This is a genomic window from Paenibacillus sp. FSL L8-0158, from assembly GCF_038592965.1.
GTDB lineage: Bacteria > Bacillota > Bacilli > Paenibacillales > Paenibacillaceae > Paenibacillus > Paenibacillus polymyxa_D.
The window spans coordinates 4,520,714-4,546,796 of the sequence record NZ_CP151949.1 but is presented as its reverse complement, the minus strand read 5'-3'; the positions used below and the strand labels follow the sequence as shown (position 1 = coordinate 4,546,796).

25 protein-coding genes, 1 tRNA gene and 1 riboswitch are annotated in these 26,083 nt (G+C 45.9%); of the genes, 14 read left to right on the top strand and 12 right to left on the bottom strand.

From position 1 onward, the window contains the following. Positions 1-24: 24 nt before the first annotated feature. Both NSQ68_RS20000 and NSQ68_RS19995 read right to left on the bottom strand, forming a co-directional pair. Complete coding sequence (locus NSQ68_RS20000) at positions 25-462, bottom strand: GNAT family N-acetyltransferase (RefSeq protein ID WP_342426972.1); 438 nt, start codon at positions 460-462, stop codon at positions 25-27. Between the two features lie 72 nt (positions 463-534). Beyond that, positions 535-1,092, bottom strand: a complete 558-nt coding sequence (locus NSQ68_RS19995; protein WP_342426971.1) for a phosphatidylglycerophosphatase A — start codon at positions 1,090-1,092, stop codon at positions 535-537. A 152-nt stretch (positions 1,093-1,244) separates the two neighbouring features. On the opposite strand from NSQ68_RS19995, the gene NSQ68_RS19990 reads away from it, so the two are divergent. The 3 genes from NSQ68_RS19990 (at position 1,245) to NSQ68_RS19980 (ending at position 3,789) form a co-directional block, all read left to right on the top strand. Then, complete coding sequence (locus NSQ68_RS19990; protein WP_307353398.1) at positions 1,245-2,303, top strand: GerMN domain-containing protein; 1,059 nt, start codon at positions 1,245-1,247, stop codon at positions 2,301-2,303. A gap of 92 nt (positions 2,304-2,395) precedes the next feature. After that, entirely contained in the window at positions 2,396-3,157 is a 762-nt protein-coding gene (gene rph / locus NSQ68_RS19985) for a ribonuclease PH (RefSeq protein ID WP_010348000.1), read from the top strand. Continuing rightward, on the top strand, positions 3,157-3,789 hold the full coding sequence (locus tag NSQ68_RS19980; RefSeq protein WP_311079582.1) for an XTP/dITP diphosphatase: 633 nt from the start codon (positions 3,157-3,159) through the stop codon (positions 3,787-3,789). Before rph ends, NSQ68_RS19980 begins: the two co-directional genes overlap by 1 nt. Before the next feature lie 95 nt (positions 3,790-3,884). Here the strand turns inward: NSQ68_RS19980 and asnB are convergent, their stop codons facing one another. After that, a complete protein-coding gene (gene asnB / locus NSQ68_RS19975; RefSeq protein ID WP_029518362.1) occupies positions 3,885-5,729 on the bottom strand; it encodes an asparagine synthase (glutamine-hydrolyzing) in 1,845 nt (614 codons plus the stop codon). 163 nt (positions 5,730-5,892) lie between these two features. Between asnB and NSQ68_RS19970 the strand changes: the two genes are divergently transcribed. Then, positions 5,893-6,252: a hypothetical protein gene (locus tag NSQ68_RS19970; protein WP_013311672.1), complete on the top strand. Its 360-nt coding sequence runs from the start codon at positions 5,893-5,895 to the stop codon at positions 6,250-6,252. A 324-nt stretch (positions 6,253-6,576) separates the two neighbouring features. Here the strand turns inward: NSQ68_RS19970 and NSQ68_RS19965 are convergent, their stop codons facing one another. Continuing rightward, on the bottom strand, positions 6,577-6,870 hold the full coding sequence (locus tag NSQ68_RS19965) for a DUF4870 domain-containing protein (RefSeq protein WP_016324668.1): 294 nt from the start codon (positions 6,868-6,870) through the stop codon (positions 6,577-6,579). Between the two features lie 174 nt (positions 6,871-7,044). Here NSQ68_RS19965 and NSQ68_RS19960 point away from each other — a divergent pair. Both NSQ68_RS19960 and NSQ68_RS19955 read left to right on the top strand, forming a co-directional pair. After that, a tRNA-Arg gene (locus tag NSQ68_RS19960) sits at positions 7,045-7,118 on the top strand. Between the two features lie 875 nt (positions 7,119-7,993). Continuing rightward, a complete protein-coding gene (locus tag NSQ68_RS19955; protein ID WP_307353401.1) occupies positions 7,994-8,896 on the top strand; it encodes a PhzF family isomerase in 903 nt (300 codons plus the stop codon). A gap of 162 nt (positions 8,897-9,058) precedes the next feature. Here the strand turns inward: NSQ68_RS19955 and NSQ68_RS19950 are convergent, their stop codons facing one another. Then, positions 9,059-10,402, bottom strand: a complete 1,344-nt coding sequence (locus tag NSQ68_RS19950) for a 6-phospho-beta-glucosidase (RefSeq protein ID WP_342426970.1) — start codon at positions 10,400-10,402, stop codon at positions 9,059-9,061. A gap of 186 nt (positions 10,403-10,588) precedes the next feature. Between NSQ68_RS19950 and NSQ68_RS19945 the strand changes: the two genes are divergently transcribed. The 4 genes from NSQ68_RS19945 to NSQ68_RS19930 all read left to right on the top strand — a co-directional run bounded on the left by NSQ68_RS19945 (position 10,589) and on the right by NSQ68_RS19930 (position 13,849). Next, complete coding sequence (locus NSQ68_RS19945) at positions 10,589-11,563, top strand: LacI family DNA-binding transcriptional regulator (RefSeq protein ID WP_318628047.1); 975 nt, start codon at positions 10,589-10,591, stop codon at positions 11,561-11,563. A gap of 240 nt (positions 11,564-11,803) precedes the next feature. After that, positions 11,804-13,198, top strand: coding sequence for a helix-turn-helix transcriptional regulator (locus NSQ68_RS19940; RefSeq protein WP_141695476.1), 1,395 nt, complete (start codon positions 11,804-11,806; stop codon positions 13,196-13,198). 230 nt (positions 13,199-13,428) lie between these two features. Then, on the top strand, positions 13,429-13,590 hold the full coding sequence (locus tag NSQ68_RS19935) for an aspartyl-phosphate phosphatase Spo0E family protein (RefSeq protein WP_176715706.1): 162 nt from the start codon (positions 13,429-13,431) through the stop codon (positions 13,588-13,590). Positions 13,591-13,654: 64 nt separating this feature from the next. Next, positions 13,655-13,849, top strand: a complete 195-nt coding sequence (locus NSQ68_RS19930; protein ID WP_069011055.1) for a Rha family transcriptional regulator — start codon at positions 13,655-13,657, stop codon at positions 13,847-13,849. A gap of 261 nt (positions 13,850-14,110) precedes the next feature. Here the strand turns inward: NSQ68_RS19930 and thiE are convergent, their stop codons facing one another. From thiE to NSQ68_RS19900, 6 genes are all read right to left on the bottom strand, one after another. Continuing rightward, entirely contained in the window at positions 14,111-14,797 is a 687-nt protein-coding gene (thiE, locus tag NSQ68_RS19925) for a thiamine phosphate synthase (protein WP_069011044.1), read from the bottom strand. Next, complete coding sequence (gene thiD, locus NSQ68_RS19920) at positions 14,794-15,624, bottom strand: bifunctional hydroxymethylpyrimidine kinase/phosphomethylpyrimidine kinase (RefSeq protein ID WP_069011045.1); 831 nt, start codon at positions 15,622-15,624, stop codon at positions 14,794-14,796. Before thiD ends, thiE begins: the two co-directional genes overlap by 4 nt. Next, positions 15,621-16,463: a hydroxyethylthiazole kinase gene (thiM, locus tag NSQ68_RS19915; RefSeq protein ID WP_342429142.1), complete on the bottom strand. Its 843-nt coding sequence runs from the start codon at positions 16,461-16,463 to the stop codon at positions 15,621-15,623. Before thiM ends, thiD begins: the two co-directional genes overlap by 4 nt. A 74-nt stretch (positions 16,464-16,537) precedes the next feature. Next, positions 16,538-17,227 (bottom strand): thiaminase II, encoded by a 690-nt coding sequence (tenA, locus tag NSQ68_RS19910; protein ID WP_029518370.1) that lies wholly within the window; start codon positions 17,225-17,227, stop codon positions 16,538-16,540. Positions 17,228-17,363: 136 nt separating this feature from the next. Beyond that, positions 17,364-17,466: riboswitch (TPP riboswitch) on the bottom strand. A 178-nt stretch (positions 17,467-17,644) separates the two neighbouring features. After that, on the bottom strand, positions 17,645-18,598 hold the full coding sequence (locus tag NSQ68_RS19905; RefSeq protein ID WP_029518371.1) for an AEC family transporter: 954 nt from the start codon (positions 18,596-18,598) through the stop codon (positions 17,645-17,647). Between the two features lie 73 nt (positions 18,599-18,671). After that, complete coding sequence (locus NSQ68_RS19900) at positions 18,672-20,393, bottom strand: NAD-dependent malic enzyme (RefSeq protein WP_069011046.1); 1,722 nt, start codon at positions 20,391-20,393, stop codon at positions 18,672-18,674. Positions 20,394-20,914: 521 nt separating this feature from the next. Here NSQ68_RS19900 and NSQ68_RS19895 point away from each other — a divergent pair. From NSQ68_RS19895 to NSQ68_RS19880, 4 genes are read left to right on the top strand one after another with little or no spacing between them, the layout of a single operon-like run. Next, positions 20,915-22,036: a glycosyltransferase gene (locus NSQ68_RS19895; RefSeq protein ID WP_342426969.1), complete on the top strand. Its 1,122-nt coding sequence runs from the start codon at positions 20,915-20,917 to the stop codon at positions 22,034-22,036. 4 nt (positions 22,037-22,040) lie between these two features. Further along, on the top strand, positions 22,041-23,306 hold the full coding sequence (locus NSQ68_RS19890) for a transporter (protein ID WP_342426968.1): 1,266 nt from the start codon (positions 22,041-22,043) through the stop codon (positions 23,304-23,306). Beyond that, complete coding sequence (locus tag NSQ68_RS19885; protein WP_342426967.1) at positions 23,290-24,516, top strand: glycosyltransferase family 4 protein; 1,227 nt, start codon at positions 23,290-23,292, stop codon at positions 24,514-24,516. The genes NSQ68_RS19890 and NSQ68_RS19885 overlap by 17 nt, the downstream gene beginning before the upstream one ends. Continuing rightward, on the top strand, positions 24,476-25,387 hold the full coding sequence (locus NSQ68_RS19880) for a glycosyltransferase family 2 protein (protein ID WP_307353415.1): 912 nt from the start codon (positions 24,476-24,478) through the stop codon (positions 25,385-25,387). The genes NSQ68_RS19885 and NSQ68_RS19880 overlap by 41 nt, the downstream gene beginning before the upstream one ends. Here the strand turns inward: NSQ68_RS19880 and NSQ68_RS19875 are convergent. Next, positions 25,355-26,059 (bottom strand): response regulator, encoded by a 705-nt coding sequence (locus NSQ68_RS19875; RefSeq protein WP_250240147.1) that lies wholly within the window; start codon positions 26,057-26,059, stop codon positions 25,355-25,357. The two genes, NSQ68_RS19880 and NSQ68_RS19875, sit on opposite strands and share 33 nt — an antisense overlap. Positions 26,060-26,083: the final 24 nt, after the last annotated feature.

Genomic DNA, 26,083 nt, shown 5'->3' with positions numbered 1-26,083 from the left:
TTGTATAGATCAAGCGCTTAGATCCTATCCCAGCCCTCGAGAATATAGTAAAATTCCATCCCGTTTCTCCCAGCCGTTAGCTGACCAGAAGCGTTGACCCCCTGCGTTATGCTCCATCACAAACAGATGACATTTATCAATGCCTTCTCTCAGCAAAGCAGATAGCGCTTTATCCACCAATCTGGGCGCAATCCCTTGACCACGATGTGCTACAGCTACACCCAGATGATACAGAAACCCCCTGCGACTATCGTGGCCCGCTAAAATCGTGCCTATGATGTTTCCGTTGTACTCACAGACAAAGCTAAGTCCTTCATTTCGCTGTAAAAAGCGTGCAATTCGCTCCGGTGAGTCGGCCTCGCTTAATCCCAATCCGTCTAAGCCATTCCACAGCTCAATGGCCTGATCATAATCATTAGCCTGCATCGTACGGAATGCATATCCTTCAGTAATGTTTGCCATGTCTAGTTCTCCTCTAACCCTTATATATCTGTTATATTCCCACGCGTTGTTTGTTATTTAGCGTGTTGTTGTTTAGCGTGTTGTATTCGGTGCGCTTTCTTCCCCAAGCTCCTGCTCACGCTCTGCCTGTTTGCGATGGGCGATACGGCTGCTAGCCGAAGCTGCGATAGCGCCTACAATGTCGTCCAGGAACGTATGGATCGGCCCGAGGCTTTTATCATTCAGGCGTTCCAGCACACCTGGTTTGAGTTTATCGACATAACCGTAATTGGTGAATCCAATGCTGCCGTACACATTTACAATGGAAAAGGCCAGAATTTCATCCACCCCGTACAATCCCTCATCATTTTCAATCATGTCCTGCAATGGGGGAAGAAGAGCGCCCTGTTCTGCAAGGATATCCAGCTGGATGCCCGTGAGCACGGCATTTTGAACCTCGCGCTTCATCAGTACCTTGTCCACATTCTCCATACATTCTTCCATCGTTAGGGTCGGGTAATATTTTTTCTGTAAAAGCATGACCAGTTCTGCGATTTCAGTCATGTTAACGCCACGCTTTTGCAGCCACTCGCGGGTGGCATCAGCTACCTTTTTACTGTTCAGGCTGTAAGGTACTTTTTTCTTGTCCATAAAATTGAAGTTACCCTCCTCGTATAGATCCTGATTTCTACTGCAATTATGACCAGTGTGTCCAGTCTGCTGAAAAAGTAGTTATTTTTTAAGCGAGGCTCGTATACATATTAGTACAATCTGTACAAAATTGTTAGGGAGGAACTTCACTTATGAATATAAAACACCCATGGCGTATGACCTCTGTAGCTGGACTGCTATCCCTACCCCTGTTGTTGTCAGGCTGCAGCCTTTTCGGCAACGAATCGGCATCCATTGACCCCCCGCCGTCCACGACAGAGCAGTCCATGATTAAGGCTGTAACCGGAAAAGCACCCGCCAGTACAGGGCAACTGAGGGCTGTTTTTTTGCAAGATCATAACGGTTTGCTGGCTCCAGTATCTTTACCGATAGCTACAGGTGATGTGCAGGCAGATGCCAAATCAGCACTGGAAACATTGGTTGAGGGCGGGCCATATGCCGGATTATTACCCGAGGGATTTAAAGGTGTGATCCCCCAGGGGACGGAAGTGAAAAGTGTGACGGTGGACAAGAACAACAAGCTGGCTGTTGTCGAATTCAACAAATCTTTCGCCAACTACAAGCCACAGGATGAGCGAAAATTAATGGAGAGCTTGACCTGGACCCTGACCGACCGTCCCGATATTGAGAGCGTACAGATCTGGGTGGAGGGCAAAAAGCTGAACGAAATGCCTGTTGGCGGCACACCGCTGGATCATCCGTTGACACGTGCAGTAGGTATTAACTTGGAGATCGGTCATGGCGTAACACCACTGGATTCCAGTCCAGTCACTGTGTATTTCTCTTCATCTTCTCCTGCTGGAGTTCAATACTATGTACCTGTAACACGGTTGGTCAGCCCTGAAAAAGATCGCGTCCAGTCAGCACTGCATCAATTGATTCAAGGGCCGCAGACCAAAGATGGGTTACAAGAAGTGATGACAGGGGAGACGGCACTGAAATCGGTAGAACGCTCCAAAGACAACGTAATTACGGTATCTCTCTCGGATGATATGTTTGCTAAGGGAGAAGCCGTGCCTGCTGAATTTTTGGAATCGGTTGTGCTGACAGCGGCAGACAATTCAGATGATGCGGTCAAAACAAAAATTCGGATTGAATTGAATGGTGAAAAAAGCGTGATTGGACAAAATAATCAAAATTATGGAGAGCCTGTAGCCAAGCCGCAGCATATTAACGAAATCCCTCTTTAAGGGCGGGAATCGTCCTTGGGGTGCTTTTGCCTGCACACTTTGGTAAAATAAACATATAAGAACAGGTAGCATACGACGTAGGAGGAAAAAGCATGAGTAGATCTAACGGACGAAACGGTGATGAGCTGCGCCCGATGAAATTGACAGCAGGAGTAAATAAATACGCGGAGGGCTCTGTTTTTATAGAGGTTGGCGAGACGAAAGTCATTTGCACGGCTACTGTAGAAGAACGCGTACCCCCCTTTATGAAGGGACAAGGAAAAGGCTGGGTGACCGCAGAGTATTCCATGCTTCCGCGTGCGACTCATAGCCGTAATCAGCGTGAAGCTGCGCGTGGCAAGCTGACAGGCCGTACCATGGAAATTCAGCGTCTGATTGGAAGAGCGTTGCGTTCGGTGGTCAATTTGCAGGCGCTTGGTGAACGGACGATTACGTTGGATTGTGACGTCATTCAGGCGGACGGCGGAACACGCACAACCTCAATTACCGGTTCTTTCGTAGCGTTGGCGATTGCGGTCAATAAAATTGCTACCCAGCACAAGCTGCCTGTTTTTCCAATTACCGATTTTCTGGCTTCCGTCAGCGTAGGGGTTGTTGGTGAAAAAGCGTTGTTGGATCTGAACTATGAAGAGGATTCCAAGGCCAAAGTGGATATGAATCTTGTCATGACTGGCAGTGGAAAATATGTCGAGCTGCAAGGTACAGGTGAAGAAAGCCCATTTGACCGTAACGAGTTGGATCAACTGCTTAGCTTGGGCGAACAAGGGATTCTGCAAATGATTGAGCGCCAAAAAGAAGTACTTGGACCGATTGCTGATAAGATCGGTGCTGGACGTACAGGAGCTGGCGTCTAATGCAGCTGGATGGCCCGGTCGTCATTGTCGCTACGAAAAATAAAGGAAAGGTGCGGGAATTTGCGCATGCTTTTGCGCCGTTTGGCAAGGAAGTCAGAAGCATGTACGATTATCCCGACATTCCTGATGTCGTTGAAGATGGCAAAACGTTTGCCGAAAATGCACTGAAAAAGGCTAAAGCGGTTGGAGATGTGCTCGGATTGCCCGTGCTGGCCGATGATTCAGGCCTCTGCGTGGACTTGCTGGACGGTGCACCGGGGGTATACTCTGCCCGGTACGCTGGAGAGGGTGCCAGCGATCACGAAAACAATATTAAGCTGCTCGACGTTCTGGAATCGAAGCAGCTGGGTGATGATACGGGACAGCCTTTGCTAAGCCCGGCTCAATTCGTCTGTACCTTGATTCTGTATAATCCGCAGACTGGCGAGACGTTGGAATCGACAGGCTCCGTGGAGGGTTGGATTACTACTGAAACCGCCGGCAGCGGCGGGTTTGGGTACGATCCGCTGTTTTATTTGCCAGAGTTTGAGAAGACAATGGCCGAGCTGACGTTGGAACAAAAGCAGGCTATCAGCCACCGAGGGATAGCTCTGCGGGATTTGGCAACAAAGCTGGGTAATCCACAGGTATAGCTTGATAACAGGGGCGAAATCATCCCCCATTCACATAACGAAAAAAGGCTATCCGTCAGTCATGAGCTGCGGATAGCCTTTTTGGTATTTTTAGCTTATCGAATAGCTACCTTGTAAGTGCGCAACCAGTTATCCACTTGGGCCAAATAGGCAAACAACTGCGGACCCGACATCAGTTGACCAAACCAAGGCAGATTGGTGGATGCCTCCGGTGAGGCGGCAATATCGCGTACCTTTTGCGCATCAATCAGCTTGAGCAGTGGGGAAGAGGAGTCATCCAGCAGCTGCAGCGCCTGCTTTTTCACAGCCTCAAGGTAGGAAGGGTTATGCGTTTTGGGATATGGGCTTTTTTTGCGATACAGCACATCATCCGGCAGTACACCCTCCAGCGCCTTGCGCAAAATACCTTTTTCACGTCCGCCTGTCATCTTGATACTCCACGGAATGTTCCATACATATTGCACCAATCGATGATCGCAATACGGAACCCGCACTTCGAGTCCGGCTCCCATACTCATCCGATCCTTGCGGTCCAGTAGAGTAGGCATAAAGCGGGTGATGTTCAAATAGGACATGACGCGCATTTGCGCAGCTTTTCCTGTTTCCCCCGGTAGCTTCGGCACTTCTCCTACCGCTTCGGAGTAGCGGTCGTTCAAATACTCCAGCGGCTTGATCCAGTCCCGTACCTCGGGAGACAGCAGACTGGCTCTCATGTCGGGTGCAACTGCCCACGGGAATGTACCCGAATTCAGCATATCCTCCCGGTGGAACCATGGATATCCGCCAAAAACTTCATCCGCAGCCTCGCCGGAAATAGCGACCGTAGCCCCTTTTTTAATCTCCCGGCAAAAGAGATACAGCGACGAATCCACGTCCGCCATTCCGGGTAAATCCCGCGTTAGCGTGGAGTTGTTCAGAGCTGCTACGACTTCTGGCGTATCGAATTCAATCCAGTGATGATTTGTCCCTAATTCATCCACCATCCGCTGAATCCAGGGGGCATCGGCTCCGGGTTGAAACGCATGGGCTTTAAAATGCTTGTCGTTATCCACATAATCGACCGAATACGTATGAACTTGTCCCTGCCCGGTACGTTTGTAATAATCGACAGCTAATGCGGATAGAGCGCTTGAATCCAACCCGCCAGACAATAAGGTGCACACCGGAACATCCGAAATGAGCTGCCGCTCCACCGTATCCAGCAACAGTTCTCGTACCTTAAGCGCCGTTTCTTCGGTGTTATCCTCATGCGCAATGCTTTCCAGTGTCCAGTAGGCTTGAATGCGCACGCCGTCGCGGCTGTAAGTCAGCGTATGCCCGGGGCGTAGCTCCTTCATAGACGAATAGACGCCGTGTCCGGGGGTACGTGCAGGCCCGATGATAAAAATTTCAGCCAATCCCTCGGCGTCCACTGCTGCTTCTACCGCTGGATGCTGAAGCAGTGCTTTGGGTTCTGAGCCAAATACGAATACTTCTTCGGTCTGGCTATAAAATAGCGGCTTCACTCCCAGCCGATCCCGTGCCAGAAATACCTGCTCCCGCTCACTATCCCAGACTGCAAACGCAAAAATGCCGTTTAACCGATCCACACATTCGGGGCCCCATTCGATATAGGATTCGAGCAGCACCTCCGTGTCGCATTGTGTACGGAAAAAATGCCCGCGCTGTTGCAGCTCTTTTTTCAGCTCAGGCGCGTTATATATTTCCCCGTTATATACAATCGTATAAGTAATATCCTCCAGCTGCCGGATCATGGGTTGAGCGCCATTTTCCGGGTCCATAACGCTCAGTCTTCGGTGTCCGAAGGCACACGGATTGGATATCCAGGTACCCGCAGCATCTGGTCCGCGATCGGAGAGCGTTTGTGTCATATTCAGCAGCAGCTCAGATTGATGCATTAAGTCTCCGTTCCACTGTATGAAACCTGTAATTCCGCACATGTCTGTTCATCCTCTCTTTGTCGTGTTCATCCAGTGTTGGAATGAATCAAAAACTAAATCCCCAGTTCAACAGTATATATGCCGAAAAGAAGCATAAAATGTCTGTCCGTTCCGAAAACTACTGATGGGGCAACCCGTCTACTCGCAAGGAAGGAGGAAGACCATGTACTACATCAAGGATGCCAAAATCCGCCGCTTCACTGAACTTGACGGAGTGCGTTGCGCTGAGGTAGAGGTGCGGCCTGGTGCCGCGGATGACCCGGAACTGCTGGTCTATATCACGGCCAAGGATCAGACGGATGGTCAGCATGACTACGACATGGTACGGATCATCCGCAATGACGCCGATCTGGAGCTGGATTGGTACGACAATAACCTGCATTCGGCATTTGAGGAAGTGACAGACAAGGCTTTTACCGATTCTACACACATTACTGCTGGTGAGGAGCGAGAGAAGTTCAAAAAAGAATTGCTCTCGTATGGGCAACTCAGTACAGAGTTCGCCAAGGAGTTCGGGGCATGAGGATATGGTGTGCTATGCCTCGGCTTTTGTTGATTTGGGCCCCGGCGCCATCGCCGGATCAGCGTGAAAGGAGGGGGAAATCATAGACGGCAAAGCGAATTATAAGAAAAATAAAGGCAGCAGTTATATTCACAACAATGAGTTTGCAGAAGAAGTACTGGAGAAAAACGTAAGACATGAGGTGCGTAGAAGTCCTAAACGCTTTGGGAATAAATAAGCAGCCATAGCCATCGAACTAAATAGGAACAGCAACTCATCAAAAATAACCCTAAAGAAGCCTCTGTATCCCGCCAAGTTTGCGGAATATAGGAGGCTTCTTTTGAACTAAGCCGCTTCACGCAGCGTCATAATTCCTTTGTAGATGTTATACACAAAAACCCCGAGATAGACCACTACGAATAGCAGTACAAACCCGATCACTGAACCTGCATGATTCGCCGTTATAATAAAATACACTAGCGGAATCGCCGCAATAATGGGGAAAATATGCGATAAAATAGCTTTTTTTGCATGTCCCTGAACATATTCGTCCCGTACTGCAATCCACACAATGACAGGCACTAGAAAAGGTGCGAAGAAAATGCTGAAATAACAAAGTGACGACAAAAGACCTCTCACGGATTAACCCCTCCTTTATGCATGGTTCTTTGTACATAATACCCCGTTAGCGTCCAAATGATTCCTTTGCAGCCAGCTTCCCTACATCATGAAAAAAATGCTTTTGACAGTTGCTCGAAATGTGATATAATAATCAATGCGCTGAATACATAAAGTTTTATTGATCACCATCTTGTCCCAGTAGCTCAGCTGGATAGAGCAACGGCCTTCTAAGCCGTCGGTCGGGGGTTCGAATCCCTCCTGGGACGTCGAAGAGTTCAGATATGTAAAGTTTGAACGAAATTTAAAATGCCTCAAATCCTTGATATATATGGGTTTGGGGCGTTTTTTATTTTATGGGGGTTTACGATAGAAAACGTTAGAAAAAGGTGTGATTAATACACCTGTTTACACAAATTATACACACGATTTTTACACGCTATATAAACTAATACCCCTATATTGTAGCACGCCTGTTGAATAACCACAAAATGGAAGAAAAAGGATCGTCTTTTCTTCAGAATCGTTATTACCATCCAAACGAATCCGAAAGAAGACGATCTTATGAGAAATTCTATCACGATTACATCTATCTTCAATTCATGCTGACTCCTGAAGAAGTTCAAAGGGTTGTGAAGTTAATAGGTTATGAAGACAAAGCCCGCAAGTTTACGGTGTACCATTTACTCCAATACTGGTGCATGGCTGCGTTGGAACAATGGGGTAGCTATCGATCCATTGGGTTCCATATCACGGAGAGCGTGCAGCTATTAAACTTCATGTCGCTTTACGAGCAGAAAATGGGCAACCCCTTCAGGGGGTCGAAATAGATCAATAAGGCTTGATGGCAGACACCTCTTGTTTTATGAATTGAGTTACTCAACAGGCGTGGCAGAATCTAAAAATATCTATAATCATAAAATATTTTTGCCATTTTTAGATAAGGATTGAGAAGACCATTTCAGCTAACTGCGGCTTTAGTTTAATAACAATCTTCCATAAAAGATCGCGATTCTATAATAAGGATCAGTTCGTTTTCATTAAAGGGCCATATTATATCTTTTAATTTAAGTGAAACTGCCTAAAAAGTATGTTAATATCAGATTTAACAGACAGACAAACTAGTATTTATAGAGGCGAAATTATGAAAAAATATAGAATATATCAAGTAGACTCATTTACAAAAAATAGATTTTATGGTAACCCTGCTGGGGTTGTTCCAAATGCAAATGGACTTACAGATGAGCAGATGCAGAGAATTGCAAGAGAATTAAATAATTCGGAAACTGCATTTATTTTTGAAACAGATTCTTCAAATTATGATGTTGAAGTAAGATTTTTTACTCCAACAACAGAGGTTCCAATTTGTGGTCATGCAACAGTAGCAGCGCATTATATTTATGCAATTGAGAAAAAAGCTGAAACTGGAAGAATTATTCAAAAAACAAAAGCAGGTATATTGCCTGTTGATGTTATAAAGTATGAAGATGACTATTCTATTGTAATGACACAGGGAGAACCTTCTGTATCAGAGCCTTTAAATGATGAAATAAGAAGTCGGATTGCAAATGCGTTAGGTATTTCTTGTAAAGATATTTGCATGGAATATCCAGTTGCAATATCTTCAACAGGTCATTCTAAGGTAATGGTTCCGATTTACTCCAATGAAATACTACATAGTTTAAAACCTGATTTGCAGAAGCTTACAGAAATCAGCAAGCATATTGGATGTAATGGATATTATGTTTTTACATTAAATCCACAAGAGGATATATTGGTTCACGGAAGAATGTTTGCTCCTGCAATTGGAATAGCTGAAGACCCGGTGACAGGAAATGCAAACGGACCGCTTGGAGCCTATTTGGTACACTATAACATTTTGCAAAATGAGAATGAGCAGTCTTTTGATTTTGATATTTTACAAGGTGAGGCAATCAAAAGAGAGGGAACAATGCATGTTCATGTGAAAAAGGAACAGGGAAAACCCGTATTAGTTCAAATTACGGGGAAAGCGGTTATTGCTTTTTCAACGGAGATCATACTTTAAAAAAGTCTAACAAATTTATCAATAAGCTTAATGACGGATTGTCAAGCCAAGTACAAACCCAATAACACCAACGTCCCAGCAAGTACTCCTGGGACGTATAGCAAAAAGCTTCCTACATGTAGGAAGCTTTTTTGTGTTCCAGCAGGATGATTGCTGCTAGCTTTATACCGTTGCCTTCTCCTTATGAGCAAAGAATTGAGGCAGATGCTCTTTGTGTGCTTCTAGTAATTCATCCAGCACGGTTTGAGCAATGTCCCCGCTTGGTACGAGCGGATTCAGGGTGAAGGCTTGCAGTGCGGTTGCATAGTCACCGGTGACCGCCGCTTCTATCGTCAGCTCTTCCATTGCCTTCATCACTTGCAGCAAGCCCCGCAGTGCAGGTGGAAATTTGCCAAAGTTGACAGGTTCGGCACCATGAGCGCGAATGACACTGGTCACTTCGATGGCGCTATCATAGGGAACATCATCAATCGCACCATTGTTACGTGTACTAACCACCATCAATGTGCCTTTGTTGTTATAAATGGAATTAATGATCTCACAGGCTGCATCGCTGTAATGTGCACCGCCACGTTTGGATAGTTCCTCTGGTTTGTAATCCAGATTCGGATCTTTATACAATTCAAACAGACTTTCTTCCAGACGTTTGACCACTTGGCCCCGAGTTCCTTCGTTTTTGGCTTCCTCTAATTCTTCCTTGAGCATGTTATCCGTCATATAGTAATACCGATGGTAAGGACAAGGCAGCATTTTCAATTGACGAACTTGATCATACAGAAAGCGCATGTTCTTAATATTTTCTACGACTTTCTCTGGCTTTGCGCCCGGAGCGTACAGTCCTTCAATAACTTGCTCTGTTAATTCGACCCCTGTTTTGTCATGAACTTTGTGCCAATGAAGGTGGTTAATGCCTGCAAATTTAAAGAATAGCTCTTCTTCCGGTTTGTCCAGCACAGCCGATGCACTCTTGATCGCGCCGATTGGAACATTACATAATCCGATGACTTTATCCCACTGACCATAACGAAGCACGGCTTCGGTGACCATACCCGCAGGGTTGGTAAAATTAATTAACCATGCATTCGGACACAGTTCTTTCATATCTTCGACGATACTGAGGATAACAGGGATGGTACGAAAAGCTTTGAACATCCCACCGGCCCCATTAGTTTCCTGACCGATTATGCCGTGCTTTAACGGAATACTTTCATCCTTAATCCGCGCTTCCAGCAAGCCTACCCGAAATTGGGTCGTTACAAAATCAGCGTCCTTCAACGCTTCCCGGCGATCCAGGGTCAAATGTACCTCACAATCAATGCCTGCGGCTTTTACCATCCGTTTGGCCATGGCGCCTACGATCTCCAGTTTTTCACGACCTGCCTCAATATCTACCAGCCACAATTCCCGAATGGGAAGCTCTGCATAACGTTTGATGAAGCCTTCTACTAGTTCTGGTGTATAGCTGGAGCCTCCGCCAATGGTTGCAATCTTTATGCCTTTTTTCATAGTTAGTGCCTCCTAAGTATGTTTTGTAAACCGCTTTCTTAAGCACAAATTCACTGTAATCCCTGTAATGCATTACAGGTCAAGCGCTTTTAAAAAACTTATTTTGGGAAGGTGACAATTATAGGGCGGACACTACGAACATGCTAAACACGAACATGCTAAAATAGAAAGAATGAGGTGAGAAAAATGGCGAATATTCATGAAATTGCAAAGCTGGCGGGGGTATCCTCGGCTACGGTGTCCCGTGTCATTAACAACCATCCGTACGTAAGTGAACCGACAAGACAGCGTGTGCAGGAGGTCATAGATCGACTGGATTATGTTCCTAATCTCAATGCGGTATCTTTAAAAAAAGGGATGACCAAGCTCATAGGGATTATTTCACTTTCTTTTAATGATTCATTGGGTTTATTTGTGCGCGGATTTACAATGTATGCCCAGGAGCATGGCTTTAATATAGCGCTGTTTATTACCAATGGGGAGAAGGAACAGGAGCTTGAAGCGCTGGAAATGTTGCGGAGAAAGCAACTGGACGCTTTGGTCTGTATGATTCGCGTTAATGAGTGGAGTGTGATTGAGCATTATACAAAATATGGTCCGATTGTGACCTGGCAGCGTGTAAACATTGAGGCAATCCCGTCTGTATTTATGGATCAGTATCAGGGCTATACGCTGGCATTGGAACATTTGTACACCCGAGGATATCGGAAAATTGTGAATGTGTACGGCAGCATGCGGGGGTTAAATACAAAAGAACGCATTCGAGCTTATCATGACTTTTGCGAAAAATATGATTTGGACGCTGAGGCCTTCCCGCATTTTTATGATTTAAATTCAATAGAAGCTGGTGAACAAATAGCTCATTGGTGGGCAGAACGAGCACCAACAGACAGGCCGGACGCCTTCGCCTGTTCTACCGATTATTTGGCAGCAGGTCTTTTGACTGAAGCGCGTAGGCTAGGTGTTTCTGTACCGAGTGATTTTGCAGTAGTAGGCTTTGATAACACCGAAATCTCGCATTTGCTTGATTTAACTACGATTCATTACCCGATAGACAAGCAAGCTGAGAATGCGTTCATTATGATTCGAAATGCCCTCGAAGGGCTGGAAGAAACGATACATCATCTGGAATTCAAATTAGTAGAGCGAGCGACCACCTGAATTCTGAAAGGGTTGTGTATCAAAGCTTCTCAATGAAAATGATGGAGGTGTTCACCCATCCATTGTTACAAATATTTAAATGCTAATGAATATATGAATTAATGTGGTATTTTCACCTTTTTAAGGGGTACTAATAATGTGGATATTGACTAATGCTCATTGACGTATGTTAAAATTTGGACAATAATTTGAGATGAGATTATAAAAATTTGGTATTTTTATATGAAAGGTGGTTATGACTTGGGACATACACCTACGATCTTAGATAAGTTTGAGAATTTTTTAAAACAAAACAATTTGACTTTGGCGCAATTTTCCGAACATTCAGGTGTTCATCAAAGAACACTTAATAATTGGATTACTAAGCATCGTCCTGTTGCTATACATCAGTTGGATCGAATCACGCTAGCCATGGGATTACCGGAAGGTTTTTTTTACGAACTATACATAGATAATTATATCATTGAGCGTTCCCCAGATTGGCGGCGAATTGAGCCGTTGTTATTTCGCTGTGCGGAACTGGACAAGTTACATGCGATCCAGCTTGTAGTGGCCCATATCATGGACAACCTCCTTTATTCCCCGAAGCTATTCGATGCGGCAGAAAAGTTATTCGCACAAGGTCAGCGTAATGCTGCTTTGTTACTCTATGAGGGGATTGCGGAAGGCGAGAAGTACCAGCACTCTGAACGCTTGGCTATCTGTCAGTATCGTCTGTTTACGATTCAGGTAGGGAACGATCAGATCCGAAATCTCAAGGCGGCTACTCGATTTGAGCCCTTTGTCGAACGTCTGGATGAAATAGATCAACTTGATGCGTTGAAGGATCTAGCGAATGTGTATCGTTCATTACACGAGTGGGATATGCTTTATGAAACAGCTCAAAAAATGAGACATAAAGCGGAAATTTATTATTCTATGAAACAACGGCAGAAGAAGCAAAAGAGTGAGGAGTCTTATATGAGGCTAAGTCGTCCCATATTTGTTTACATTACCTATGCTGATTTACTGTGTGCTAGTGTCTGTGAAGCCCAAGGCAATTATCAGCAAGCTTTACAGTTTACATACGCCTACGCAAATTTAGATTGGGTGATTGAGACGGACGAGGAAACCCGACACTGGATCAACTTGTTCGAGCATTGGGCAGTAGGTAATATCTTTGTAAATAAACTTCTGTCTGGGGATACCAGTGTGCTTCCAGATTATGTTGAATATATTGTAGCCACATCAATTACTAACGAAGATGAAAAGCTCTCAAAGCTGTTGAACATTATAATAGCGGCTAACCGATATGCAATAGATGTTGATGATGTACTCTCACGTTTTGAAGTGGAGTTTAATTCTTTTGATCCAGCATCTACTGATATGTACACACATCAAGTCGTACCAGAACACATAACGCTTTTTAAATATGAACTTGCTAAATATTACTTGAATAGAGGTAGCTACTCGCATGGCTTTAAATACTTGCTAGACGTTTTATCTAAATCATTAACCATTAATAAAGAAGCTTTTTTCATTAGGTGCATAAGACTATTTGAGAAGTTTAAAGCGTTTGCAGATGTTAAGGCTCATATGAAGTACGAAAGTTTAGTGAGCGAAGGGCAAAGAGAAAGATCGTTTTATTATTGGTAGTAGTATCCTTTTATTCATGTAGGATTAAAATCCTGTATGTAAATATTATTAATAGAAACTAGAGCCTCTGCTCCACTTTATTAGTGGAAACGGAGGTTTTTTGCATATTTTAGGGACGCCCTTATTTATGAAAACTTTTGTGATATTCTCTTTTTGTTAGGCGCATCATCCGAAAAACCAAAAAACGTCTTTTTATTCTAAAATGTGACATAGAGGAGGGGATCATACTGATGAACCAAGGTGTGACTTTACTTCGTGTCGAGAGAGCTAGGAGGAAACTGTACCAAGTCCAGAAAAAGTATGGATTTTTAACACACCCCAAAGTAATTGAACAATCTAAAAGGTTGGATTACCTGTTGAATCATTACCAAACATGCAGATCGAATCATTAAGCTCTGGTGTATTACATGTTGCGTAATACATGATTCCAAAAACTAAAACTTGGAGGTAGTGATGTTGAATCATCGAAATTCTGTAACCCCTTTTGGATGGGAGATCAAGCAAAAACTGCTCGAGAAAAGAATGGATCAGAAAACTTTTTGTAGTACATATCATATTCCAGCTTCCAGATTGTCAAATCTCATTCATGGGACACGCAAGGCTACAAGATACAGAAAACAAGTATCCGAATTGCTCGGAATTGAAGAATAATGTATTATTTCTATTTTTGAAACGACTCTGTCTGAACATAAGTATTAATTAAAAGCGACTTATGCCATCGTGTTTCTTTTGAGATAAATAAAAATAGGATAATTCCGAATAAGATCATAAACATAATCAGTTCTACGATCGTATCGGTTATAATACTGGTCTTATATAAAGTCTCGACAACCTAAGAAGACGATCTGATTAATCATATCGTCTTCTGCTGGGTATGAAACGAGAAATTATTTAGTCAATCGAAACAATTTGCTATGATCCATACATCCCTCGATTTTTGATGCCTAGCACTACCTTTTTCTTTAATTCCTTGACCGTACCTCTAACCTGCTTTGTCTGTGTCACGGCTGAAATCACCGCTACACCATCTGCACCTGCACGTGCGACTTCCTCAACACGGTCGACTGTAATACCTCCGATCCCAACAATTGGCACATCAATTCCCGCTTTACGCATCTCATATAAAATTGCTGGCCCATGTACAGCATGGGCATCATCCTTCGAGAGGGTGGGATAGATTGGCCCGACGCCGAGATAATCAGCACCTTGCAGAATGGCTCGACGTGCTTCCTCAATGGTATGGGCAGAGACGCCTAGAATTCGATTTCCGATTCGCTCGCGGACGGTTTCGGCAGATTCATCGTCCTGACCGATGTGAACACCGTCAGCATCGATTTCAAGAGCCAGCTCCACATCGTCATTGATGATGAAGGGGACACCATCGTGGCGGCACAGTTCCTGTAGCTGGCGCGCAAGTTCGAACATAGGGATACCCGTTAATGCGCCATGGCCTTTTTCCCGGAACTGGACCATGGTTGCCCCGCCAGCCAGAGCCTCCTGCACGACCCAGCCTGGTTCCGCTAGGCAATTCACGCTTCCAAGCACCAGGTACATCTGTAGCTGGCGGCGCACCACCTCTGACAACATTCTGCCGCTCATAGAAGCATCTCCTGACGACGACGGAAGGCCCAATGATTGGTGGGCCCATGTCCCTGTCCAAGCTGCAAAGATTCCTCAATCGCCGCCTGGATGAAGGCTTTGCCATTCGAGATAGCCTCCGGTACAGACATCCCTTTCCCTAATTCCGCGGTAATCGCTGCCGAGAAGGTGCACCCAGTTCCGTGTGTATGGACAGTCCGTACTCGCTTGCCGCTCAGCTCTGTAAAGGCGGTTCCGTCAAAGAGCAGGTCAACAATCTGTTCGCTGCTCTCGCTCTCGTCAGCGTGGCCACCCTTGATCACAACGAATTCTGATCCCATACTGCTAATATGTCTTGCAGCCTCGCGGCGATCCTCCATCGTACGGATGCTGATCCCTGTCAGGGCTTCCGCCTCCGGGATATTCGGTGTAACGACCAGGGCCAAGGGGAGCAGTTCGTCCTTCAAAGCCTGCACCGCTTCCAATTGCAGCAGTTCAGCGCCCCCCTTCGCAATCATCACGGGATCGACGACGACCTTTTTCCAGCCGAACTTTCGGATCTGCTCACTCACAAGACGGATGATACCCGCATTAAACAGCATGCCAGTCTTCAGGGCATCCACTCCAAGGTCTAATCCTACAGCTTCGATCTGTTCCGCTGTTGCTTCCTGTGGCAGCGGATATACGCCGTGGACCCCTAAGGTGTTCTGTACAGTAATGGCCGTAATAGCTGACATGCCGTATACGCCAAGCTCTTGAAAGGTTTTGAGATCGGCTTGAATTCCGGCCCCGCCGCCACTGTCTGAGCCGGCAATCGTCAGTGCTCTGGGTACACGAGTGTCTGTCATCGCGCACCACCTGCTGTAGTTGTTCCAGCTTCACGGATCGTGACATGCCCCTCTAGCGAACCAGTATGTAGTTTGGCGAGCTCGTCGAGAAAGGCAATCTGGAAGCTGCCTGGCCCTAGCTCTGCGGTACGTGCTGCGGCTCGGGAAGCTGCTGCACTGTAAAATGCCAAGCCTGCTGTACCTGCGAGCAGCAGGTTGGGTTCAACAGCTGCAAAGGCACCTAACACAGAGGTCAGCAGGCAGCCTGCTCCGGTTACCTTCGTGAGCAGTACGTCTCCGCCGCTTATCATTCGTGCTTCGGCCCCATCGGTGATGACGTCTTCTTTTCCAGTGATGACAACCATTGTATTGAGCACTCGAGCAGCCCGAATTGCCAGATCGGCATGGCCGCTGTCAGCACTGTCACCAGCATCTACGCCTTTAATCTCACGCGCTTCTCCAACAAGATGCGCGACTTCGGCCGCGTTGCCTCGTACCAAGGAGATTTTGACTTCATTCAGGATTCGCAGTGCAGACTCGGTTCTAAAGCTCGTTGCTCCCGCACCGACCGGATCTAGCAGGACTGGAACACCGTGTGCATTTGCTGATTGTCCAGCAATGATCATGGCATCCACCAGTTCGCGGTTCAGCGTACCGATGTTTAATACGACGGCTCCCGCTATTTTTGCCATGTCTGCTACTTCCTCGGGTGCATAGGCCATCACTGGGGAGGCACCCAATGCATACAGGCCGTTGGCGGTAAAGTTGGTGACTACCACATTGGTGATATTGTGAACGAGGGGTTTGCTATTTTGTACCTTCGTTAGGAGATCCGAATAACTTTTTTCCCATGTACTCATCATGATTATCCTCTCTATAGTTGGTGGTTTAACAGGACATTAACCGTACTTCACTCATCGAATTGACAGGCTGACTATTCCAAGACCGCTGCCTGCATCTGGACCGGCCATTCTTCCTGCTTATAAGCCATGTCCCAGAACTTATATTCCAGCTGGCAGCTCAGTATAAAATGCTCAATCATCCGCTCCCGCTCAGCAGCCGTTGCCCCTTCCGCCCAAGCATCTACACGTTCTCGGAACTTGAGTGTTGTATCATCAAGCTGGTCTCCATAAAAGCCAATCCATTCATAGAACGGATGGGACTTATCCGGCTTTACTTCATCTAGCAGCCTGCGGCCAATCTCGGCATACGTCCACATACATGGCAGCAGCACAGCCAAGATCTCGCCCAGGTTGCCCTCATGCGCAACCGTCAGCATGTGCCGGATATAGTGATGAGCCGACGGAGCGAGCGGATATCCCTGCAATTCTTCATAGGTCACCCCTGCGACAGCACAGAAATTTTGATGCGGATGAACCTCGCTGTGGAGAATAAAAGAGATTTGTTCATTAAATACATCCATGTCCTCCCGATTCGTGCATTTGGAGATTGCGATGCCGTATATCCGCATGTAGGCGTTCAAATATTCAAAGTCCTGTTTTACATAGTGAATCAGCTGTCCCCTTGTCAAACTTCCTTCAGCAATACCTCTCACAAAGGGATGCTCAAAAATCGCTTGAAAAATGCCGTCCGCCTGCCGACGGAGTTCTTGTGTAAAACTCAATTTCGCCACCTCCATAAAATTGAAGAGCAAGAAGTCCTGTAAGAATATAATTCCGGAACAACGCTAAAAAGCCGCCCCAGAAAAATGGAGCGGCTTCAACAATAGGCCCAATACGCAAAAAACGCTTGAAACCTTATATACGAAGGCTCCACTTTCCTACGCTAGTACGAACTAGATCAGGTTCAAAGGGTCCAAGATACGTTCTTGTCTCAGCCATAGCGGCTCCCCTAGTGGACTTCTATTCTTTTGACTATTACTGTACATACGTTCATACGCTATGTCAAACATGTCTATCTGGTCAAGGGCCAAACGACAGAGCTGAAGTTCGCTTCCGAGAGGGAAAAAGGCGCTGGAGAAGATCAGTTCCGTCTACACGAAGGAATTCGCGGCAGGCTCCAATGTCTAAATAATCAGCATTTATACCAATAGAGAAATCAGTACTGGGAGTGTAACGAGCGATATGACAGCACTGATGACAAAGGAGGAGGCTGTTTCTGATTCCAGGCTTTCAAAACGGGTGGCGATCATAGCAGCGACTGCTGAACCCGGGAAGGAAACGAGCAGAACTGCCTTCACAGTATCTGCAGACGACAGACCGCACAGGTAGGCGATCAGCAGCATTAATAAAGGCTGTACAATTGTTTTTAACAGTGCGATGGCAAAGGCACTTACACTAAAACTAATGTTGCGTACGCCAATGGTCACTCCGACAGCGAATAAAGCGGCCCCGGACGTAATGTCTCCGATTTGATTCAACGATTTGTTCAACAAATCCGGTGAATGGAAGCCGAACAAGGTCAAAATTACACCAATCAGTGGAACCAGCGCCAGCGGTTCTTTTAATCCATGAAGAATGGAGTCCCAGATTAACCTTCCGAGGTGACCGTTCCGTTCTTTGCCTGAATTCCTGCTGGCTACGGTAGCTATAATGGTAGCCGCCGGGTCAAGGACGGCATTGACTACGATCCCGGTAAGCGCAATCGGAATGGCGACAGCAGCGGAACCGTAGATGGCTCCAAGCACAGGAATGCCCATAAAAGCAAAGGTCGGCTGTGCCGAGTTCAAAGCAAACATGGCGGCATCCTTGACCGACTGCTTCCCCGCAAAGCGGGACAGTAGAAGGAGAACGGTAAAAAAGCCGACAATGCCAATGAACAGGGCCAGCAGGAATGGCCATTGCTCGATGAGCGCTTTCCTGTCCGTTGTCGTAATACCGATGAATAGATGCGCAGGTAGTGCAAATTTGGTAACGAGCGCATTTAGGGTTTTGGAGGAAGAGGCATCAAAGCTTTTGTAATGCCCCGCTAACCACCCTAAAATAATAACGAAAAAAATCGGCACCAAAATATACAAGATATGTCCGACACTCATAGATTGATTCTCCTTGCTTGAACTGACGTATTCTGCCTGTCTGAACAAGGCAATCTCTTTCTTAAATGGAGCATTAGTGAGGGTGATGTATTACGCTTTCCACTGCTTTGACCTTGACATATTCCGGTTTCCACATTGCATCCCGTATAGCTTGTTCAACATTTGAAATGTGTGCCTGAGCTACCTGATCCTGAATCGCTGCTTTCGCTACCGCAACCGCAACAACGTACGAAACATCACGTAATTTTTGGATATGAGGGAGCAACGCACCGCCAGGCTTATTCGAATCTACGCCATTGGCAACGGCATCTGCTGCGGCTGTAAACATCGCAGGGGTAATCCTTTTGGCTTTAACCACAATCGCACCCAGACCCAGTCCCGGGAACACAAAGGCATTGTTCGCCTGTCCAATTTCAAATTTCGTACCGTTATAAGTGACGGGGTCAAAGGGGCTTCCGGTAGCAATTAATGCCTTGCCATCGGTCCACCGTATTAGATCCTCAGGTGTAGCTTCTGCAAGATTTGTAGGATTGGACATGGGCATAATGATCGGGCGTTCTACATGCTTCGCCATCTCTTTGATGATCTCTTCAGAAAAGGCACCGGCTACTCCAGAAGTTCCGATTAATATGGTAGGCTTCACCTGACGGATGACCTCCAGCAGCGGTATTTTGCCGTCATCCGACCGCGTCCATGAGCTGACTTCCTCTTTTTTACGTACATACGGTTTCTGATATTCCAGTACATCTTCCATATCGTCCGTTAACAGCCCACGGTAATCAAAGGCCCAAAAGGACTTGAATGAATCTTCCGCGGAAAGGCCGTCCTCGATCATAGCGCCCCGAATTTGGTCAGCGTTACCGATCCCTGCTGCTCCTGGGCCGAAGACAAGTACCTTTTGCTCACGCAGCGGAGTCTTGGTGACACCCACCGCCGAAAGAATTGCAGCCAAGGTCACCGCTCCTGTACCTTGTATATCATCGTTGAAGGTGAGTATACTTTGACCGTATTTTCCTATAATATGGCGTGCATTTACGCTACCAACATCTTCCCAATGTAAAAGCGCCTTCGGGAATTGCGCTAACGTTTTGCTGATAAAAGTATCAATAAACTGGTTATAGGCTTCTCCGCGAACCCGTTTATGGCGGTTTCCGATGTACAGTGGATCATTCAGCAACTTTTCATTATTCGTACCTACATCCAGTACAATGGGCAGCACCCGCCCGGGATGAATGCCTGCCGCAGCCGTATACACTGCAAGTTTGCCAATAGCAATGTTAATCCCCCCGACACCCCAGTCCCCAATCCCCAAAATACTTTCGGAATCCGTTACGACGATCAGATCCACATCTTCACCACTCAAACCGGAATTATAAAACGCTTGTCCAATACCGTTCGGGTTATCTATCGACAAATATACGCCCCCAGGGCGGTTGTACTCGTGACTATATTCTTGAATCGCGGTTCCGACGGTCGGTGTATAGACTACGGGTAGCATTTCACTTAAATGATCGGTTAGTAGCCGATAGTAGAGGACGACATTTCGGTTGTGGAGGTCGTTGAGAGAAGCATTTTTACGTAGCATGGTAGGTTGTGCGAGAAATTGCTGATATGCTCGTACGCTCTGTTTCTCCAATGAAAGGACGGTTGGAGGAAGGATTCCATCCAAACCCAGTTCTTTGCGTTCTTCTTCTGTAAAAGCAACGCCTTTGTTCAAAAGGGGATTTGCCAACACATCCTTCCCCCGTAAGGGAGTAGATAATGACCCATCGCGATTGACATAAAATGCTTCCATAGAAAGACCTTCCTTCTCTTCAATTTTACATTGCAAGGATTTCACAAAATTCGATTCTAGTCGCTCCGAGGTGCAAGATATAGACGAACTAAACCATTTCGATCTATATCTTGTTCATTGAAAGTCGGTTATCGGATTTTTGCAAAATTTCTCAATTATTCATAATGAAAGATGGCATGTTGTCCATAGTATGGACGTGCCAATTTGTTTTATTCGTTTATTTATCTATGACAAAATAACCATATTAATTTCTTTCTATTGATCTAAAAGAACCGATTTTCGATATAGATTCGCTAACTGATGCTGATGGTTTTGGTTCTAATGAATCAGGTCTAAATACTCTGTTTCTATCAAATATGAAAATTAGTTTTTCTTATCTTATCTCCTTATATATCATGAAGTGTCAGCTATTTTGTTAAGGAAATATGAAGTATTTGGACATTAATTTAACTCCTATAAGCAAACATTCTTAATTCTTTTTCAACAAAATAGAACTATTCGGAGAAAAAGGAGAGGTTTGTGTGCAGGGACCTATAGCCATTTTTAGCGATAACGACAGGGCTATTGATTATCCCAATGTAATTTGTTTTTACCAATATATACAGTGCAAGGACACGGAGGCAGCTTCAGTCTACGAGAACGCATGTTGCTGCTTGATTGATTATAGGGAGCCGGGGCAGGCGGTGCGAAAAGCCAATCAGATCCGTAGCCAATTTCCGCAAATGCCATTGTTACTGGTAACGGATGTAACATTTCCGTTCAGTGATCAGCATATGGTGCAAATCACCGGAGTAGGCCGTTTACGCCTGCTATTTTGGCAAGCCAATAACACCGAAGAAATGCTTTCGGAAATACAAAGCTTGCTTTATCCCGAGTATTCGACCAAAAGCCAACATATTGCATTTATCTTGTCTGTATATAACGAAGAGCAACGTTTTGTTCATGTCAAAACCTTTGCTGAACGACTGCAAGCCTTTATCCGCAGCCATATTATTGAAGGTTCGATTTATCTCATTGATGATGGCAGCCACGATGGTACCAATGCCTTGATTAAAGCGCTGGAGGCAGCAACGGACTTGTCCGTAAACCGGATTAATCAGAATCTTAGTCCGCTGCTTCAAACAAGGGAATTGGGACGCAATACACGTAAGGCAGGGACGTATCTGGAAGGGATGCGAACCATTGGTGCGGATTACTACGTATTTGTGGACGCGGACGACTCCTTTTTTATTGAGGATATTGCCAGAATGATTAATGTTGTTCAGCAGGGCTATTATGATGTCGTGATCGGAACCAAGGATATGACCGCCGAGAATCGATCTTTATTGCGATCTGTTGTCAGCTTTGGTAAACGGGTCATTTCCCGTCCCTTTTTACCAACAGGTGTGGTGGATTCCCAGACTGGGCTTAAAGTGATGAGTTCGGTTGCAGTGAAACGGATGTTTCCGCATTTAAAGGAACAGCTCGGACTGGCGCTGGATCTGGAAATGATGTTTATTGCCAAGCGACTCCAGCTTCGTGTGCTGCAATTACCCGTCAAATGTATTGACCGGGATGGATCGCACATCCATGTCTGGAAGGATTCTATTCGTTTTTTACGCTCCATCATTGATATTTGGCGACTGGATCGGCGGGTGAGATAACAACGTGAACAACCGATTGCGATCGTTGATGTTTCCTCTCTTTAATGTGCTGCTTAACGGATTTAATTTTTTCTTCCACATTGCAGCGAGTTGGTATCTTACCGGACAAGCTTATGGCCAGGCGAATGCGCTGCTGGCACTTTTTGCACTTTTATCCGTTTTGGGTTTATCCATTCAGCTATTAACCGCCAAACTGGTCTCTAAGGGAGACAAAAAACTTGCACTACGAAGCTTACCGCTCGGTTCTCTATTACTAAAAGCTCCTCTGGTGTTAACCGTGCTTGCCATGATCATTTTACTCATCTTTCATCCGTTACTGCGCTCGCTATTAGGCGTCGAATCCAGCCCGCTGTTCATGCTGTATGGCTTGATCGGACTGCATATTCTGGTGAGTTCGTGCCGCGGAGATTTACAGGGCAGGGAACGCATGTTGGCGCTCAATGTGAATTATTACATTGAGGTATTGGGGAAGCTGAGCCTGTTTTTTGTTCTGGCTGCACTGGGGTTAAAGCTGGAAGCCCTACTGTTAGCGAGCTGTGGGGGAATGTTGCTGTCGCTGCTCCACGGCTGGATCGTTTCGGCTCGTGGCTTGTCCTTATTCACATATAGTGGAGAACACATCCCTTCTGGGCTATGGAAATCATTGGGTCAGGATTTCACCGATAGCCTTATGACGAATTTATTCATTTTGTTTTGTATCTCCATCGACATGTTGTATGTACAGCATTACTTTCCCGAGCAGGCCAGCAGCTATGCCATTGCGCTGAAGTACAGCCAGTTGGTCTATTACGTTTCGTATAGCCTAATTGCTGCCTTTATTCCAAAGATCGGTGCGCAGGGGCATGACCGCCAAGCTTTGGGCAAGTTAATTGCCGTCTATGCCGGATTAATGGCTGTAGCTGCGATCTGTGTATATGTGGGCACGACCTTTGTGTTCCCAACCTCTATTCCCATATTATTCGGAGCCTCTTACCAATCGGCCGAGGCCTATATTCCATGGGGAGGATGGGTGTACTGGCTATTTTCCATCGTGCTGTTTTTTGTACATGTGCACGTATTGGTGGGTAGACGCAAATTTATGTTCAGTCTGATGGCAGGAGCAGCGGCTTTATTAGTAGCCTTTCATATTGCCCACACAGAGCCGGTAGATTTTTTGCTATCTGAGTTCATGGTTTACGGAGCTATGGCTCTCTACTTTGTGATAGACGCCTATGTGCATTTGTTCAAAATAAAGATAAAGGGGGATGTACCCCATGAATACCATACATGAACAGGACGGTAAAACCGTAGTTCTATTGCTTTCCTGGCGTGACATTCGTTCACCTAAAAGTGGGGGAGCAGAAATTTTCACCCATGAAATGCTTAAACGCTCACAGCAAGGCCGCTTCCAGTTCATTCATTTTTCACCCCAATTTGAGGGGATGCCTGAGCATGAAATTATCGACGGTGTTACGTATATTCGAAAAGGGAACATATACAGTGTTATTTATTATGCGATGCGCTATTACCGTCGTCATCGAAGGAAGATCGACTATGTAATTAACCAGGCGAATACGCATCAATTCTTTACCCGATTTTGGGTGGAGGCATCTAAGCGGATTTTCTTTATACATCAGCTAACAAGGGAAATATGGTTTGAAAATGCCAAATTCCCGCTAAATGTTATTGGGTTTCATATGGAGCCCTTGATGCTTAAGCTGGCTCGTAAGGATCAGACGCTTACGGTATCTCCGTCTACTCGATATGATCTGCTTAAGCTGGGCTTTCACCCGGATCGTGTCCATCTTTTACCGGAAGGCATTGAATTTGATCATTGGCAGCGCGAACAATTTTTATCGAAGGAGCCGAATCCGACCTTCATGTACGCTGGGCGCTTCGTCAAATATAAAGGCATTGATCTGGTCGTTGAGGCCTTTGGGCAGCTCAAGGAAAAGTTCCCTCAGGCTATGTTATGGATTGCCGGAAAAACCGATAAAACCTATGTGGCAGAACAATTGTTACCGATTATGAAACGATATGGATTGACATACGGAGAACCGGATGAACAGGGGCGATCGCAAGCCGATATTACCTTTTACGGATTTGTTTCAGCAGAGCATAAGCTGGAGCTAATGAGTCGTGCCCACGCGCTGGTGTTTCCTTCTTTACGTGAAGGCTGGGGGTTGACGATTACCGAAGCGGCAGCCGTTGGAACTCCCAGCATTGTCAGCAATTCACCGGGTCTGGTGGATGCCACGGATTTTGGGAAAAGCGGGTATCTATGCTTTCACGGCGACATCCGGGGATTATCTGAACAAATGGAAAGAGCAGCGCAGGGTGGCGAGGATTACATGGCCATCCGTGAGCGTGCGTATCAATATGCGTTAAGATTCCATTTTGATCATACGGCTGCTGCGTTTGAGCAGTTGATGAAAGATTGGGTAGAGGAGGCGGAACAGAGTGGACAAAGTGGTCATTCTCTTCTCCACATACAACAATGAACGGACGATAGAGCCTTGTTTGCGAAGTTGTATGGGGCAAAATTACAAGGATCTGCATATTGTAATTGCTGATGATGGCTCCAATGACCGGACCGTCGAGACGATTCGTATGCTGTCGGCAGGGAGCTCAGTACCCGTAACGATATTGGAGCTTCCCCATGGGGAGCGGGGAGTCGCTAGGGTCAGGGCGGTTGAGGAAGCGAAACGCTTGGGTGCCGAATACATATTTGTATTGGATTCCGATATGATTTTAGCCGAACATCTGATTCAGCAGAGCATCGACTTTTTTGACGATCATCAGGATATTGGCGCTTTGGTCGTTCCGGAGGAGGCGTATTCGGAAGCGAACAATTTTTTTTCCAAAGTGAAAGTTTTTGAGCGAAATGTAATTAACAACGCGGGTGAGACCTTGGGAAAACGCTCCATTGAAGCGGCACGCTTCTGGCGAATGAGCGCTTACGAATCGACGGGTGGGTTTAATGCGGAGCAGATTGCTTTTGAAGAAATACAGCCGACCTTACGTTATATAGAGTCTGGTGGAGTCATTCGCCGGGCGGTATTTACACGGGTATATCATGATGAAAAACAGGTGTATCTGCAGGATGTATTACGTAAAAAAGCCTACTACTTTTCGGTGATGGATCGTACGATGTCATCTGAAGAGGGCGGATTGCGAAAGGCGCTGGAACGTTGGTATTTCTTCCGTCCGGTGCTGTATACATGGGGGAATTTGAAAAACTATATCCGTCACCCGTTGCTGACGATGGGGATGTTGTGGATGTATGTATGCCTAACTGTGATTGGGGTAGCCGCCGTGTTAAAGGGCGGCACCCGTCACTCAGGCGATCTCGCTAAGGCGGATAAGGCGTAACGATGAATGACCGAGGGTCAGCGTATCCAGCGTGTACAGGTCGGGATCGGAAGATTCCGACTCCTCATACGGTATATATAATGAATGCGTGGTTAACTGAATACCTTCACCGTCAGGATGACGTAGTGAGCGGCCAACAGGATATAGCTCAGCGAGTGCAATGTGTACAGCGGTTACGATATCTTGTTCATTCAGCAGCACATAGGGTCGGTACGGAGCATTCAAAATGCTGTCTATAAATACTGACAGGTCGGAAGCTACGTTCTGGTCTGCATGCAGGCTGTTTCGATTTAATTTGGCCTGATCAAGCGCCTCATACAGTATTTCTTTTAGCGTATCATCATCCAGTTCCAGCGGTTTCGTCAAAAAACGGAACACACCGACTTGATTAATCGCCGATAAAATAGACTGCGTATGCAGGTGACCAGACAAAATGATTCGTACGATATGTGGATAATCTTTCTTAATCATGCGAAGGAAGGTAATCCCATCCAGACCAGGCATGAGCAGATCGGAAACGACCACATCAATCGGGTGCTGTTCCAGCACTTGTAAGGCTTCTTTGGGCGTGTGAGCGGTATGTAAGGTGAATGCTTCTTGCGTCAAGGTCCGTTCAAGCAGGGACAGAACCATAGGGCTGTCGTCAACAAATAGAATGTTTTGGGGTGTCATAAGAACTGCGCAACTCCAATCAGG

Coding starts and splice junctions, on each gene's coding strand:
- NSQ68_RS20000 (WP_342426972.1), bottom strand. CDS start 462: ATGGCAAACATTACTGAAGGATATGCATTCCGTACGATGCAGGCTAAT.
- NSQ68_RS19995 (WP_342426971.1), bottom strand. CDS start 1,092: ATGGACAAGAAAAAAGTACCTTACAGCCTGAACAGTAAAAAGGTAGCT.
- thiD (WP_069011045.1), bottom strand. CDS start 15,624: ATGACAGACACTCGTGTACCCAGAGCACTGACGATTGCCGGCTCAGAC.
- NSQ68_RS19900 (WP_069011046.1), bottom strand. CDS start 20,393: ATGGAAGCATTTTATGTCAATCGCGATGGGTCATTATCTACTCCCTTA.
- NSQ68_RS19945 (WP_318628047.1), top strand. CDS start 10,589: ATGGCGAATATTCATGAAATTGCAAAGCTGGCGGGGGTATCCTCGGCT.
- NSQ68_RS19980 (WP_311079582.1), top strand. CDS start 3,157: ATGCAGCTGGATGGCCCGGTCGTCATTGTCGCTACGAAAAATAAAGGA.
- NSQ68_RS19935 (WP_176715706.1), top strand. CDS start 13,429: ATGAACCAAGGTGTGACTTTACTTCGTGTCGAGAGAGCTAGGAGGAAA.
- NSQ68_RS19950 (WP_342426970.1), bottom strand. CDS start 10,402: ATGAAAAAAGGCATAAAGATTGCAACCATTGGCGGAGGCTCCAGCTAT.
- thiE (WP_069011044.1), bottom strand. CDS start 14,797: ATGAGCGGCAGAATGTTGTCAGAGGTGGTGCGCCGCCAGCTACAGATG.
- NSQ68_RS19970 (WP_013311672.1), top strand. CDS start 5,893: ATGTACTACATCAAGGATGCCAAAATCCGCCGCTTCACTGAACTTGAC.
- asnB (WP_029518362.1), bottom strand. CDS start 5,729: ATGTGCGGAATTACAGGTTTCATACAGTGGAACGGAGACTTAATGCAT.
- thiM (WP_342429142.1), bottom strand. CDS start 16,463: ATGAGTACATGGGAAAAAAGTTATTCGGATCTCCTAACGAAGGTACAA.
- NSQ68_RS19875 (WP_250240147.1), bottom strand. CDS start 26,059: ATGACACCCCAAAACATTCTATTTGTTGACGACAGCCCTATGGTTCTG.
- NSQ68_RS19990 (WP_307353398.1), top strand. CDS start 1,245: ATGAATATAAAACACCCATGGCGTATGACCTCTGTAGCTGGACTGCTA.
- rph (WP_010348000.1), top strand. CDS start 2,396: ATGAGTAGATCTAACGGACGAAACGGTGATGAGCTGCGCCCGATGAAA.
- NSQ68_RS19905 (WP_029518371.1), bottom strand. CDS start 18,598: ATGAGTGTCGGACATATCTTGTATATTTTGGTGCCGATTTTTTTCGTT.
- NSQ68_RS19885 (WP_342426967.1), top strand. CDS start 23,290: ATGAATACCATACATGAACAGGACGGTAAAACCGTAGTTCTATTGCTT.
- NSQ68_RS19955 (WP_307353401.1), top strand. CDS start 7,994: ATGAAAAAATATAGAATATATCAAGTAGACTCATTTACAAAAAATAGA.